Here is a 15,670-nt window from a genome sequence, read left to right as displayed (position 1 = left end):
TGTTTAATTTTTAAAACTCAATGTTTAAACCTAATGTAAACTGGCGTGGAGAAGGATAACCCCCTGAATCATCTCTACCCAAACTGGTTACATTTTCGGGGTTAGGACCTGTGTAGCGGGTAATAAAGCCAAGATTTGCTGCTGTAGCATTAATACTTACCCTGTTCATTCCGAACTTGGTGGTGAATTTTTTATCAAAAATGTAATACACTTTAACCGAGTTTAACTTAAAATAAGAGCCATCTTCCTGAAATGCTGTTTGATTTAACCTAAAAGGATCGATAATACGTGCGCGTACAAAATCGAGCGGATTGGCATAAGTGGCATTATCACCAGCGGTGCTCCAATAGTTTAGCTGTTCTAACGGCACTAAACTGCCGAATTTATTAAAATCAGTATAGTTCTGTAACTGTTTGCCCAATGGATTATTAATAATATCGCGGATCAGCGTAAAGGAAGTATTGACCTCCAAACTCCAGTTTTTCCATTGCAGGTATGACGTGAAACCTCCGGTAATTTGCGGCTGTGAATTACCTGCAATAACCCTATCATTACCATTAAGCACATAATTACCATCCAGATCGGTAAAAATCGGATCTCCTGCTTTAAAATAATTCAGGCGGCCGTTACCACCCACGCGGTAAGGCAAACCGGTATTCGGATCAACAGGAACCTGTGAATTGGTAGAATATACCCCCTTTGTATTGTACAGGTAATTGGATAACGAATTAATACCCAGGCGGTAATAAGTATCTTGTTGTAAGTCTTTATCATAATAAATGTAATCTCTTAAACCATCAGGCAATTGTGCCAAAATTTCTCTGTTGATGGCTAAATTTGCTGAGATTGTCCATTTAAAAGGGCTGTTAGGACTTAGCGGACGGGCAGTTGTTTGAAACTCCCAACCATAATTTACGTTACTGATTTCATTGGAAGCAATGCTACTAAATGAATTTGTACTCGAAATATCCTTGTATTTAAAAATATTGTCGTTTTGCTTATAATAAGTATCAAAAACAAAAGAAAAACGGTTTTGAAACAAACTAAAATCAACACCCGCATTGTAAGTAGTGGCTTTTGTAGGCTGTAAATCTAAATTTGGCAATCTGTTAAGGTCTAATATTACAGAATTTGCATTGTTATAGCGGTTCCAACCCACATATTTACCATAACCATCAAAAATACCGCCTACGGGCTGAATGTTTGAGCCATAACTTAAACGGATATCTGCATAATCAATCCATTTAATGTTTTCCATAAACTTTTCTTTGTTAAAGTTCCATTTTAAAGCGATTGATGGATTGGCAATGTACTTTGCATTTTCGCCATTGGCCGAATTGGCATCCAAACGGTAATTAAGGTCGAGTACGTATTTTTGTCTGTAGTTATAAGAAAACGCACCTGCAAAAGCAACGCTTCTCACATCAGTATAATCTATAGTTCCACCTAACGAGGTCAGGTAATCGGTCATATTGGTTAAAGGCCCTCTTAACTGATCGTTAACCCCTCTTTCGTTTAAAATGGCATCAGCCTTAAAAAAGCTCGAGTTAATTTCGGTAAAGGCAAACAAGTTAAAATTATGGGCATCTTCACCGGCAGCATCTTTTAAACTGTACACATATGAAAACTGGTTACGGTTATATAATTTGGTTGCACGATCGTTATAAGTGTAATATTTCGATTGGTTGCCATTTAATGCCGCCGGCGAAAAATTATCTTTAGTACCTGTGCTATTGGTATAGTTTAAAAATGTAGAAATCCTGAAATTCTTAAAAACTTCATACTCTGCATTGATGGTTGCAAAAGTCTGTAACGATTTATTGTCATTATCGGTTTGGAGCTGAGCCAACACACCACTTTGTGATGAAAATAATGAAGGCGAAGGCAATAAACTGGATGCCGAACCTGTAGTAGCCAAGCCACTGTTTAGCAATCCATTGCCACTACCCGTTTGTTGTTTTTGTATGGAATTTTGCAGCTGCCCAACCAATTTAAATTTAGGAGTGGGGTTATACTGCATGTTCATATTCAGGTTATACCTGGAATAGCCTGTATTTTCCTGAATCCCTGTTTCATCATAAGCACCCACACCAACCTTATAGTTAAAAGCTACATCACCACCAGAAATACTCACATTGTGTGTTTGGTTAAAGGTATTGCGGTAAAAATAAGATTGCCAGTCGGTAGAATTGTTATAGTAAGCATTCAAACTGTCAGACAAAATCGGTGAAGAATTTATCAGGTCTACAGCATGGTTATATGTAGTGTCGTTTTGCAAAATCTGCCAGATCCGCAGCTGCCTTTCTCCCTTTCCACCAATAACGCTACGCAATTGAGGCACCATCGAAAAAAATGAGGCACCATTATAACGAACCACCGGTACTTTGGAATTACCACGTTTAGTAGTAACCAAAATTACTCCATAAGCACCTCTCGATCCGTATAATGCTGTTGCAGCCGCATCTTTTAGTACCGTAAGGTCTTCAATATCTTCTGGTGGAATTTGCGAGATTGGTGATACACCAGGCCCTGCCTGCTGGAAACCGTACGAATAATTGGTATTGTCATCAACAGGAACCCCATCTATTACAAATAACGGTGATGTTGGCGTTAAAAAACTCGAACTTCCTGAACCTGATATATTAATGTTAGAAATACCACGTAAAGTTATAGAACCCCTGAAACCAGGTGCCCCTGTACTGTTCTGGATATTTAGGCCGGCAACTTTACCTTGTAAAAGCGACATTACATCACTTGCAGGCTGCCCCTGAATATCTTTACCCGATATGGTAACGGTAGATCCGGTACTTAAAGTTCTGGTTTTGGTTTGGTAACCAGCCGTAACCGTTACCTCTTTAAGGGTGGCATTATCGCCCTGTAAGGTAATATTAATTATGGTTCTGTTATTTACCTTTATGGTTTGTGAAATGTAGCTTAAATATTTAAAGGAAATTTCTGCATTTGATGCTACCGTTACCCTAAAACGTCCATCTCCATCAGTTTGGCCTAAAACCTTGCCACTGCTTAGAATACTTACGCCAGGTAAAGTTTCCTTCCTTTTCGATTCGCCATCGTAAACCGTACCCGTAACCGCAATTTGCTGTTGGGCCAAGGCGAGATTATGCAAACCAAAAATCAATAAAATTACTATCGTGTAAAAATACTTCATTGGAAATATGTTATGTTTTGATTTAGTTAGTTCCATCAGTCATTATCAAATTTTGGTTTGTCAGTTTTAAACTGGAAAATAATTTCCCAATCGCCCTCCTCATAGATTTTGAAATTTAAGGCCAGGTAACAGTGAAGTAAAACAGCACCAAATGCTTGCCTATCGAACCTGAAAACTACCCTTGCTGCACCACCATCGTTTGTGGTAAATTTAGTAGGGTATGCAGTTAGTGGAACAGGATAAGCCACATCGAATTTTACTTTTGAGGCATCTTTTACCATATTAAAACCATGTACCAGATTGCCCCAATCGGTTAAGGCAAACTTATTTGGATCGATAACCTGGGCAAGCGTATCAATAAATTTAAAACTGATGCTGTGCCCCGAATAACCAGGTAAACCTTTAGGCAGTTTATTAAACACAACCTGTACATCGCGTGATGTTAAAGATTGATTTGTTCGGGTACCAGTGATAAACAAATCTGAAGGACTAACAGAAATAGATGTTCCCTGCCCGGTTACCGGATCAAGTGGCGATGGCTCGTAAGGGCGCTCACGCAGTGGACTTAACCTAAAATTCTGAAAATACTTTCTTCCTCCTGTATTAGACATTTCTACATCGAACACATAACCCGAATCTGGCTGCGCCTTAATCATATTGGAATTGGCCTCTGCCCACATCAAAAACTCACCAGAGTGTGGGCGGACTTCGAATAACGCGTGATTCTCGATCACTCGTTTTGCCTCAATTTCGGCCAGCGACTTTTCAGTACCATCGTAAGCTGTTTTCCAAACTTTTACCGGGTACAACCTGGTAAGTTCGGGCGCAGGCTCGCCGCCAAAGGTGCGCATGTTTACAATTTTAAAATCTAGTGGCCTACTTGAGTTGCCATAGGTAAAATTGTTCGTAAATAAAGTATTGCGGCCTAATGTAGGCTGATATATAAACTGTGTGTATTGGCTATCACTGGCAATGGATAATCTGTTATCAGGTAAATTTTTCTTACATGCGGCCAATAAGAGCATCATACCTGATAGCATGAGCGCTACACTAAGAAAGTAATTTTTAGTTTTCGTCTTCATAAGGCTATTGGTCTAATCTGTAGGTAAATTCATCAAACCCGAAGTTGTGCAAGGGCGTTAAAATGTTAATGGTTGCATTATTGGTTTTAATATTAATTGCATTGGTATTTGTGGTAACCCAATTGGTTTGGATTGTTGAACCATACATATCGCTGTACTCGAGCGTGGTAGCCCCACCCCCAACAAATCCCGAAGCATTCGCTTTTACTGCTTTAATGTGCATGGGATAATTGAAACCAATAGCATTCAGCGAAATTCCATCCACTGTTGCTGCATAAGTATCTGCCGTTTTATTGCCTCGTATAATATACTTGGTAAGCATATATAATAATTGTTCAGGATCACCGGTTCTTAAATAAATAGGTGCTCTCCCCTCGGCCTTTCTGTATTGGTTTAAATATTTAACCGAAGCCGCAAAGTTTTCATTTACAGGTGCAAACAGGGTAACCTGCTGGTTGGTTAATGAATCCTTTAGAAAAGGGAAACGATCTAGCACCACCAACAGCGAATCGAAAGTATTTGGCTTCGATTTTAAATAATCCATTGCCGTTCCCTTAAAAGTTTGTACCGTATTGGTGTAATCGTAATATGGCGAGTCGCTTTTTTTGCACCCACTTAAATAAATGCCTATAACCGCTAGTAGCACTAAAAGGCTACACTTATATAATTTCTTTTTCATGATTATCTGATTGATTATTGCCAGTAAGCATTTTGGGTAACCAACGGATTTGCATTGATTACATCTTGAGATACTGGCCAGTAAATACCGCCCATACTTTCAAATTGCCTGAATGTAAGTGGTGTACCGTTTCGCTTGATAAATGTACCCGTAGGATTTTTAAGGCGGTTAAAACGTACAATGTCATACCATCTCCAGCCCTCGCCCATTAGTTCGCGTCTGCGTTCTTCAAAAATGGCATCTACCAAATCCTTACCCGATGCCGGATCGTAAGGATCGGTACCTCTTAAATTAGAAGCCTTGTTTAAGGCTGAAATTGCTTCATCGCGCTGGCCTAAAGCTGCGCATGCTTCTGCCCTCAGCAGGGTAACCTCTTCTATGCGGCTAAACAGCATGGTAGAACTGAACAAGGTTAAGTTACCCGAGGTTTGAGCCGTATAAATGACCTTGATTTTGTTAAAAATCGGTTGCTCAGAAGTGAAGTTGTAAAAGTAATTAGTGCGGTATAAACCATTTACCGGGTTAACGCTAAATCTTAAATCAGCTGGGTCGGTAAATATGTTAAGGATACTGTCTTTAGGTACAAACATTTCCGGCTGTGCTTTCGGTATAAATGGCGATGCCAGGGTTAACTGTTCAATATGCCCATTAGCAGTTGATAAACCATTACCGGCCTCGAAAGGGAAACCCACCAATACTGTTGCACGTTTAAAAGCGAACGGACTGTAATAATTTACATTCTCTGTTAGCGCATCCATATCCAAATAAACAATGCCATTAGAACCGCTTCCGTTTGATCTGGTATAATTATCGAGCACAAATTTTGAATAAGTGGCCGCATCCAGGTAATTGCCCTGCCATGCCGCAATATGGCCTAAAATGATATAAGCTGATAACCTGGTAAAAATATTTCCATTCCAGCTAGACCAACCTGCCCCATAATAAAGGCCGGGAAGTATAGGATCATCACCGCCATATTTAAAAGGTACAACCTGTGCCGCAGCCAATAACTCAGAAGTAGCAAACTGTAAAACCTTATCTTTACCCGTTCTTGGCAGTTTTACAAAATCTCCATCATGAGAAGATGTTAACAAAGGCACATCACCCCAAATCCTTACCATGTAGAAATAAGCAAATGCCCTTAATATTCTTGCTTGCGCAACATCTACATTGTTGTTTATCTGCGTATAACGCGAATCTAATGGGATAATTTGTTTTGAACGCTCAATAAACAGGCTTGCCGCATTAATTACAGCATAAAATCTGCGCCAGTTGGTTATTCTGTTAATTACAGGGTATTGTGCGTTTAACTGGCCAATAACGATTGATTTTAAATCGGCCCTGTTGGTAATTTGAAAGTCGCCCTGGCGTAAGTCGCCCATTAACCAGTGGGTATTATCTGATACGGTAGCCGAGCGCATCAGCCCGTATACCGAAAGAAGGTTTGCCCTTGCATCTTCCAGGGTTTTCCAGTTACTTTCTTCGGTAGCTAGCCTGGTTGATTGAACATCCTCAATTTTCTTGCACGAAAAATTGCCGATACCAACCAGGCTTAGTAATAAAGCAAGCGCAACCATTCGGTAGCTGCTCATTTTATAATTAGTATATTTCATATTAATCATGGTAATATTTTATAAATCCAGTTTTAAGCCCACAACAAACGTGCGTGGGATAGTGATATTTGCGCCATCGTATATTCCATTGTAATTGATCAGTTCTGGATCAACCCCTGAAAAATCAGTAAGTGTTAACACGTTTAAGGCCGTAGCATATAAGTATGCTCTCCTTATTTTTCCACCTGCTTTTTTAAAGAGGCCCATTTTACTGAAATCATACCCCAGTGTAACCGATCTTAATTTGATGTAAGAAGCACTTTCTAAAAACAGATCCTGGTCGGTACGGTAAGCATCAACCGGACTCCATGGATTATAGATTGGATAATTTTTCTCATTATCGAACGATTGCCACGAAGAAACCTCTTTTACAGAGTTGATATCGTTACCAGCCTCGCGGTTTACAAAACCATATCGGGTGGCTTCGTATTGGTTAATTGCTTTTTGGCCCGCAGCGAAAATAAAGTTGAAGTTTAAATCGAAGTTTTTATAAGCCAGGGTATTGTTCCATCCTCCAACAAATTTTGGCAATCTGTCTCCTGTTAATATTTTATCCTTACTGTCTATCCGGTTATCATTATTATAATCAACCCATTTCGGATCGCCTGCTTTTAATGGAATGCCATTAAACGTTCTGCCTGCCGGCACCTCAGCATCACTATTGTAAATACCCTGATTGGTGTATAACCAGTAGCTTCCAACCGATTTACCCACTTCAAGTTTGTTATCATTTTGATAAATCAGTTCATTTAAGCCATCTGGCAATGCCGATAATTTGTTTTTGTTGTAATTTAGGTTCAAACCTGTACTCCAGTTCAAGCCATTTTTATGTTGTAAAACCGATCCGTTAATTAAAAGCTCAATACCTTTATTGTTGATATCCATACCTGATTTGTATTCAGTAGAATAACCTGTTTCAACTGGCACAGGCAAACCGATTACGCTGTTTTTATCTTCACGGTTATATACTGTTACCGCAGCATTGAGGCGGCTGTTTAAAAACGATGCATCTAAAGTAACACTGGTCCGATCTGCGAAAGGCAAGCTGATGTTATAACCAATAAAACCACTGTTGTATGGGCGGTTAATGCCCAATAAACCTCCATAACCCGGGATGGTTGGCTCTTCTTCCCATCCATTTTCTGAACGGTACTGAGGACCAGCGGCAAAACGGTCATCCTGAAAAATTCTTAAAGTACGCCCCCAGGAAGCGCTTAAATGAAGAGCATCTATTATTTTACTGTCTTTTAAAAATTGCTCTTTTAAACTCCAGTTGGCACTGAAAGCCGGCGTAGTTACCCAGCGGCTATCTGGCTGACCATTGGAAGCACCATCCCTCCTAATCAATGCGCTTAACGTTAATAAATTTTTATAAGCATATTTAGCGGTACCATAAAACGACATTAAGTTATTACGTTCCTTATCGATGTACCTAAATACATAGAAATTATTGTTGGTTAGTACATTCAGGTAGTCTGGATTGGGAGAGCCGGATTTCGTTGGATTTCCATCGACAAAAGATAGTTTTACATAATCATTCGGACCATTATAAGCCCTGGCGTAGTTATATTTATAAGTATCGCCCTGTAAACTTTGGCCAATTTCAAAATCTACAACATGGTTTTTATTGATATCATATTTATAGCTGATGCTGTTGTTGATGGATACCCTTTGGCTATAACCAAAATAGTTGGAGATATAACTGATACCTGCCAACAGTGTAGAGGGGATAAAATAATCTCTAACACCCTCATTGTAGTTAAACAGGCCAGTGCTTGAGATCACGAATTTATTTATTTTAGCACTTAGGGTTAAACTTCCATTTAATACGGTAGAACGGTTGTTATCTACGTTCCTGTCGTTTTGCGTTAAATAGGAAGCATACGAATCGGCATTTGGAGAGAGTGGACTACTTAAATCCGGTATATAACGTGTTTCGGCAAAACGATCGCGCAAGCTTTTATTCCGGGTACGATCTAAACGGGCCGTATTAACTGTACTTGATACGGTAAGCCATTTAAATGGCGCCATATTGATCCCAAAAAATAAATTATAGCGATCGATACCGGTATCATCGGCGTTTCCGGCATTTTTTGTACCGGAACCAAAAAACCTGAAATTCGCCCTTTCCGTGCCACCGGTAATTCCTAAATCGGCCGAAAAGGTGGGGGTATTCTGATAATATAAATCGGTCCAGTTGGATGGGCCAAAATAGGCCACGTTGGTAGAATCGCGCAGGTAAGATGCCGGGCTACCGCTTGGGTTATATTTTTGATAAAACTGGCTTCTGAAGTTATTTTCATAAACTCCGTTAACCGTATTTACCTTTGGTGCAGTTACATAGCCAAAATAAGTGTTTAAACTAATGTCCCTCAAGCCTGCTTTTGCATTTTTAGTGGTGATATAAATCGCACCATTAGCGGCGTTTGGACCGAGTTTGGCCAGCTCGAATGGATCTTTAATTACGGTAATCGACTGTATATTATTGATATCTACCTGGGATAGCAAGTTTGTTGCCGTGCCGATTCTGTTGTAATCGTATTTTTGCACATCGAAAGCAAAAGGATTATCTGCAACTAAAGGCACACCATTTAAATAGATGGCGGGCTGGAGTGCATAAATGTCTTTCTTGTTAAACAATAAACCTGATGTACCCTGAACAATAATGCTCTGCTCCGTACCAGGTTCTCCGTTTGGTTCCTGTACGTAAACCCCGGCTAAATTACCTTTGATAATTTGCTGTAGCGATAAATTAGGAACTGCAATTGCCGAACGGATATTGATAGTATCGCGTACCGTTTTAAATTTCTGTAAGGCCTTAATCATTAAACCGATGGTATCAGTTTTAACAGAATAGGCGGATGAATCTTTTTTAGATTTAATGGTATCTTGCTGAAATACAACATATTTCAAGCCAACACCCTTAATCGAAGCCTTGTTGGCATATAAAGATTGAAATCCAAAAACAGATAAAAACAAGGCGAAACAAACGCTTGTATAAATTTTAACCATTTTAATAGTTTAATTAAAGTTTAAGTGTTTAAAGAAGAAGCTCGATTTTTAAAAAGCGATAGAAAAATTAACCCGGTTTGAGTTTTTTGGGCATAGCAATGCCTGGGGACAAAGTGTAAAATTTTTGAACATGCGGTTGAAATTAGGATGATTGGTTAATCCATAGCATACAGTAATGCCATGAATGATTAGTTTTTTGTTTGCTTGTGTATTATACCTTGGTTAGGGGTTCTTTATTTATTATTTTATTATCAATTATTTTCCTGCCGGTTAACAGTTTTTTGCTCGTAATATTAAAATAAAATGTCGGCTCGTTATGATTTGGTAATGCAAGATATAGATTAAGCAAAGACGATTTTTATTTTTCTTAACGCAAACGTTTGCCTAAAAAAATGCGTTAATGATTCAATGATAGGCACATATGGTATAATCAAAGCCGAAGAAATACCTTAATTTGAATTTTTCGCCTATAGAAATTCAACTATCAAACTAAACTGTTAAGAAAACATTAAAATGACAATTGATCTTTAAGGAGAAAATCGGGATTGCAATTATTTTTTGATTTTTATTTGAGCTTTAACCACAGCTTATTTACCAATACCTTAATTATAAAATACAAAAAGCAGCAATTTAAGCGCAAACGTTTGTTTCATGATCAGATAAATGAAAGAATTTAATAATAAAAACCTGATTGATAGCATTTTATAAAAAAAATATTCAAGTACTGTATTTACAAAAACTTAGTTAACCGGCGTTTTTAAACTTCGCTAATCAGCTACAGATCGGTCATTTTTTCCAAGGTTTCTGTACCATTTTTAACCTTCAGGATTACAAATTAAGGGATAAAAACCTATAAATCTCAGTGCTTTCTGTGTTTCCGTGGCAAAAAGTGATCTGTGTTGATTTGTGTAAATCTGTGGTGAAAATCCTCCCACTACGCTATAATTTGCCATAAAGCTTACTTCATCAACTGAAAAAGCCATCGCGCAATGCCGCCCGCGTTACCATTTTGTCAGCCTGAGCGTAGATTTAATTCAAGATACTTTTCAGCACCGCTTCTGAAGCGGCCTCACAGAAATCAATTCCAGAATAATCGGGGTTATAACCACCAATATATGGAACTGCCATAATATAAATCCGTTGATTGGCCTCCCCCTTTTTATCCACTACCTGAAAATGATCATTAATAGTGATACCTGGCACCGTTAAGTAGTACATATTATCCTTTTCTTCTGTAACCAGGTCATTTTCCTTTACCTGCGCTTTTCCGTTTTCTGCAGATTTAAATTGCAACCTTGCCGGACTTACCGTACCCTTATTTATTAAACTTTTAAAGGGAAAATCATCAAATGAAAGATGAGGTTGCCCAATACAATCAACAAATGTATCAAAGTGAACAGTTACTTCCTTATCGGCAACCTTATAACTATAATCTGCCCCTCCAGTTTCAAGTGGCTTAACCACCGCATCATCTCCAACGGCAATTATACTTAAAACACCGGCATTGTGCAGTGCCAGTAATTCTCTGCACGAACTTTGGGGCACAAAAGCAATTACAATCGAAATTAATGGCATTAACACTTTCTGAAGCCTTTCCATATCTTCTGCCGACAAATATTTAGCAGGATAATTCATGGCGAAGCTTAACACAGCCAATGCTTCTTTCCAATAAATAGATTCTCTTTTCTCTATAGATTCTGCTGCTTCATCATATTCTTTCTTAAAAAGTTCAAAAGGCTCCATTTTTTCCCTGAAACCCATCATGGCACCAACAAAGGCTTCCAGATTCATGTTTTTAATCAGTTCATAAAACGAAGGATCTTTTTTGATAAACATTGCTTTAAAATTCCTTTCGAAAACAAAATCCAAAGGCAAAAATCCACAATTTTCAGCAATACTTTCCTGTATTTCGGCTTTGCTCAATGTTTCATCCTTACCAAGGTGCGAATCTGCTAAGTGGAACCTTATTGCAGGCAACAGGCCACTGCGAGAATGCATTACAAGCTTAAAACCTTCGCTTTCTAAATGATAAGCATAAGTGCCATCCTCATTGCTTTCGAAACTACCGTTATGCCTGGCCAGCGTTCTTAAAGCATCAATAGCAGTTAAAGATGATCCCATGATGCCAACAGCATGGTTAAGCTTTAACGATAGTTTTTGGGGAGGATATGGCGAATCAAAATAGTTCGGAATCTTACCTTCATATTTCTTTGGCCAGTTGTGCCCTGTACAAATTATGACCTGGTCAAAATGTTTTTCATCTTGGTTTTTAACTATTACAGCTACTTTATTTGCATCCGTAAAATCAATAATATCTTCAACAATGCAATTTAAATGAATGTTGGTTATTATTCCCTTCTTCTCAGCAGCTTCCTTTAAGAGTTGAAACTGAGCAGATAGATACTCACCGAAAAACAACCTTGGTAGTACTTTGTATTCGTTAAATTTTTCTTCGTTGATATCAAATTTTTCCAAAATCTCTTTTGGTGCAATTTTTACCCAATCTTCTATAGAATTAAAAATTACCGGAATTTCATTGTCTGATACATTGGTAATATGCTCAACATTTGCACCTTCAGCACTATAAGGCATACCAGCTCCTAAATAATCTTTACGCTCAAAAATATCGATTTCTAAATCTGACACTTCAGATTCTTTTAATCTTTTATACATAAAAAGCCCACTCGGCCCACCTCCTATAATCGCGATTTTCTTTTTTGCTGTGTTGATATCCATTTATAAATGCTGTAAGTTCCTATACATTCAATCATACAATCGAAAAAAGTTGAAATTGTTTTGAGCGGATGGAAAATGTAAGATGGATAATGGAAATGCATAGCTCAAAATGCTGACATTAAACAGTTTATTTTGTAAAACAAATGTATAATTGGTTTAAAAAAAAATAAAACTGACCTCATTTTAATTAAATGAACATCCTTGGCGTAACATTTTGCAATAAGAATCAAAATTATGCGCTCTGCTCAATTCTCATTGTACAATTGCGGTTAAATCAAAATTTCTAAGAACCAATTTTGATTATTGCTGTTAAGAGGTAAGTTAATGCGGTATGGATGATCAATTTCCAATATTAAACGAACCCATTAGGAGCCAACATTCATACTGGTGCTATGCCGTTACACGCAATTAACCGATTTATACAATTACCGATTAACCACAAAAATGAACGATTTAAAACTATATATGATCCTGCTCGGGTCAAAAGCACCTAAAAGAAACGTAGAACAGCACGATTATTTTTTTGGCATTGCCAGATCACTTAAAGAACTTGTTCCCGAAATAAAAGCATTTTGGCCTGAGGCAGGAACAAGCCTGCATTTAGATGGCTGGCGCGAGGTGAATAAAGTAGATGACTATGAAATTTCTATTAAGCTGAGAGATGAAGATACGCCACGCTCGGCACATAAATTATTTTTTATCAACCTGGGAGGTTACCAATCGGACAAATTATACGAACAACATTACATTGTATTATCCGTGCACGATGAAAGGGCAAAAGCAATACAGGACGCCAAGAAAACGGTTTTTTTCAAAACGAATTCCATTAAAGGAGCCAATTCCCATATCGATGAAAAATATGGTATTGATGTAGATGATATTTATAAAATCGAGGATATTTTGAGCGAAGAAGCCAAGTTAAAGTACCATATCGAAATAAAACCATCTTCAGCTTTACCTGAAGATGAGATTCATTTAGGTTACTTTAAATTGGATAAATTATAAAAACACCAGTTTTATTTTTTGCTCAGCGTTTTTAACCAAAGCACTAAATCAAATGCGGCTTTATCATTTTCGAAACCCATTTCTTTAGGCAAACGGCCATTAACATATTCATCATACAACCATGGATCGGCAATGGCGATTACATTTCCTTTGCCAAATTTGGCCGAAGCAATAACCGTTGCACCTGCGGCATTTTTAAGCACTGGTTTTGCGCCATTTTTGGTATCGATGGAACAAACATCCTTCATAAAAATTTTACCGGCTGTTTTAAATACCGGGTTGTTTTTAATAACAATTGCACCATCTTCAAAATGAGCATCATCAATTACATGATTTTGCATTTCATTGGTAAAATGCATGCCGAATGCGCCGGCCAGTTTATTAAAGTGCGGCAATTCTACATTGGCACTATCATTGGCAAACATTACCAATATGCCGCCTTGTTTTACCCAGGCAGAAATTTCTGCAATATCTTTAGGTTCGATGTAGTTTGGTTTCGGATTTTCTTTCGGCCGGTCCGGATCTACAATTAAATAAACACTGCTTCCTTTTAAATTAGCAAGGGTTGGCGCAGTTTCAAGCGAATCCAACTTAAAGCCTTGTTTCTTAAAAACATCGCCCAAAATAGAAAAACCGCTCATGGCATGTTCATTCCACAGGTAATGAAACCTGATTTCTTTACCCTGTTTATCTTTACGGGTTTCACGGTTGAAGAAATAATCTAAGGTTACAGTTTGTGCGCCCGCCAGTATTGATGAGCAGGTTAAAAGAGAAAAGAAGCAAAGTTTAAAAAGAATTTTCATATAATTAGGGTTAGATAACTAGAGCGGAAACCCAAAAATATAAAATTTAGCGATATTCAAATGGCTTATTCCTTGCAAGCCTATTATTTTAAACTGTTTATTTAAGCCGTTTTTTATATAACGCAGCAATAAAGAAACAAATAATAGTAAAGGTTGCCATCAACTGACCGATACTTTCCAAATCCAAATCGAACATATCTGTTAATTTTAGCGATTTACTTTTTCGCCTTTGGCTAATATGGCTACAGGACTGGTGGCCATAAAACCCTGAGGTATTTTTGGTGCTATCCAGGTCGATTTCGGTGGAAGAAACCTACCCTTTTTTGCAACAGCGATAAATTCCTCTGCTTCCATTGGATGAAGTGTAAAACCGATTGTTGTGGTTGAAGTTCCGAGCTGAGCCAAAAACTGGCTCCATTTACCATCAGGAAAATAACTCAGGCGGGTATCTTCTTTCGGGTTGGTAATGCCGAGCACAGGTTTAAGGATCATCTCTTGTAAAATGGCTGTATCCGGCATTTCTGCTAAATCGGCCAAATCAGGCTTAAGGTCTAGTTGGTACCACTCACCTGCAAAGTAAAGTCCCATTCTATTTTTCCGGTCAGGATTTAAAGCTTTATTGTTCGGAATTTTCGAGATGTAATAATACTGTTCAAGCATTTCCATCAGGGCTTCCTTAGTGATATCAATTCCTTGAATGAGGCGGTGAAAGGCGGCAATCGAAATCGATCCTGCTGAAACAAATAAACTGCTAATTTGCTGTGGAACCGTTTTTTGTAACGCGTAAGCGGCTTCCAACCGGTGGTGGCCATCGGCCAGGTAAACCTGCTCAAGTTTTGCAAATTCAACACAAAACCGATCAATAAGCGAAGTATCAGCAATCTGGTATAAAAAATGGCCCAATTGAGACCATTCACTCTCCATCGGTTGTTGATCTGCGATAGCCAAATCAATCAAGCTTTCTAAATCATTATGCTGATATACCAATAAAATAGGCGACTTTTCTATTTTACCTTTTCCTTTATCGGTTTTAAGCGATGCAACTTTAGCCGAAACGGTATCTTCGTGCCGTTTTATGGCAGTTGTTGCCGTTGCAGCAAGATCAGTCATTGCCCAAATTCCCCTCATGGTTTTACCTTCACCACAAAATTCGTAAATATAGATGGAAGGATTTTTTTCGAGCGCACATCCAAAAAGGTTGATTACATCTTCAAAAGAAAGTTGTTCATTTTTATGCACCTTTCCATTTAGCTGATCAGAAATCATCAGTTCAAATATATCTTTGCCTGGCTTTAATGCCTTTAAAGGGGATATTTTTATCATCACTTACATATTATTCAATTTCAAGTACTGCTTTTTTATTGTATATCCTTTAAAAAAACCGACCATTATGCCAACCAATATTTTCAACGCCCGAAGGTATGAGCGCATTGTAAAGCAAGGTCCTGAATCCGCCAAGTATACGGTAAATTTATACCTGCGATTTTTTAATCAGCAGCAAAATATAAAGATCAGCAGATAAGTAAATTATTAATCCCCAACCTTGTTTTTTGGTAAAAATTATTTTTACA

At 38.1% G+C, this 15,670-nt stretch carries 9 protein-coding genes; 1 reads left to right on the top strand and 8 read right to left on the bottom strand.

Features of this window, described 5'->3' with window-relative positions; all coding sequences use genetic code 11:
• Positions 1 to 10: 10 nt before the first annotated feature.
• From ASE74_RS02405 to ASE74_RS02380, 6 genes are all read right to left on the bottom strand, one after another.
• Complete coding sequence (locus tag ASE74_RS02405) at positions 11 to 3,169, bottom strand: SusC/RagA family TonB-linked outer membrane protein (protein WP_157255323.1); 3,159 nt, start codon at positions 3,167 to 3,169, stop codon at positions 11 to 13.
• Between the two features lie 35 nt (positions 3,170 to 3,204).
• Positions 3,205 to 4,251 carry a DUF5007 domain-containing protein gene (locus ASE74_RS02400; protein ID WP_082458617.1) on the bottom strand — a complete coding sequence of 349 codons (1,047 nt, stop codon included), beginning with the start codon at positions 4,249 to 4,251 and terminating at the stop codon, positions 3,205 to 3,207.
• A 4-nt stretch (positions 4,252 to 4,255) separates the two neighbouring features.
• Positions 4,256 to 4,930 (bottom strand): hypothetical protein, encoded by a 675-nt coding sequence (locus ASE74_RS02395; RefSeq protein ID WP_055903612.1) that lies wholly within the window; start codon positions 4,928 to 4,930, stop codon positions 4,256 to 4,258.
• A 14-nt stretch (positions 4,931 to 4,944) separates the two neighbouring features.
• The gene (locus ASE74_RS02390; protein WP_162235780.1) at positions 4,945 to 6,543 is read right to left on the bottom strand and encodes a RagB/SusD family nutrient uptake outer membrane protein; all 1,599 of its coding nucleotides are present in this window, start codon (positions 6,541 to 6,543) and stop codon (positions 4,945 to 4,947) included.
• 18 nt (positions 6,544 to 6,561) lie between these two features.
• Entirely contained in the window at positions 6,562 to 9,555 is a 2,994-nt protein-coding gene (locus ASE74_RS02385; RefSeq protein WP_055903607.1) for a SusC/RagA family TonB-linked outer membrane protein, read from the bottom strand.
• A gap of 1,029 nt (positions 9,556 to 10,584) precedes the next feature.
• Positions 10,585 to 12,291, bottom strand: coding sequence for an FAD/NAD(P)-binding protein (locus ASE74_RS02380; RefSeq protein ID WP_055903604.1), 1,707 nt, complete (start codon positions 12,289 to 12,291; stop codon positions 10,585 to 10,587).
• Positions 12,292 to 12,735: 444 nt separating this feature from the next.
• Here ASE74_RS02380 and ASE74_RS02375 point away from each other — a divergent pair, with 444 nt between their 5' ends.
• The gene (locus tag ASE74_RS02375) at positions 12,736 to 13,296 is read left to right on the top strand and encodes a DUF1543 domain-containing protein (protein ID WP_055903601.1); all 561 of its coding nucleotides are present in this window, start codon (positions 12,736 to 12,738) and stop codon (positions 13,294 to 13,296) included.
• 11 nt (positions 13,297 to 13,307) lie between these two features.
• Here ASE74_RS02375 and ASE74_RS02370 read toward each other — a convergent pair whose 3' ends face one another.
• Positions 13,308 to 14,099 (bottom strand): DUF4350 domain-containing protein, encoded by a 792-nt coding sequence (locus ASE74_RS02370; RefSeq protein ID WP_055903598.1) that lies wholly within the window; start codon positions 14,097 to 14,099, stop codon positions 13,308 to 13,310.
• 207 nt (positions 14,100 to 14,306) lie between these two features.
• Positions 14,307 to 15,422 (bottom strand): DUF1015 family protein, encoded by a 1,116-nt coding sequence (locus ASE74_RS02365; protein ID WP_082458616.1) that lies wholly within the window; start codon positions 15,420 to 15,422, stop codon positions 14,307 to 14,309.
• Between the last annotated feature and the right edge of the window lie 248 nt (positions 15,423 to 15,670).

This window comes from Pedobacter sp. Leaf216, assembly GCF_001421515.1.
Lineage (GTDB): Bacteria > Bacteroidota > Bacteroidia > Sphingobacteriales > Sphingobacteriaceae > Pedobacter.
This window is presented reverse-complemented; position numbering and strand designations above follow the sequence as displayed.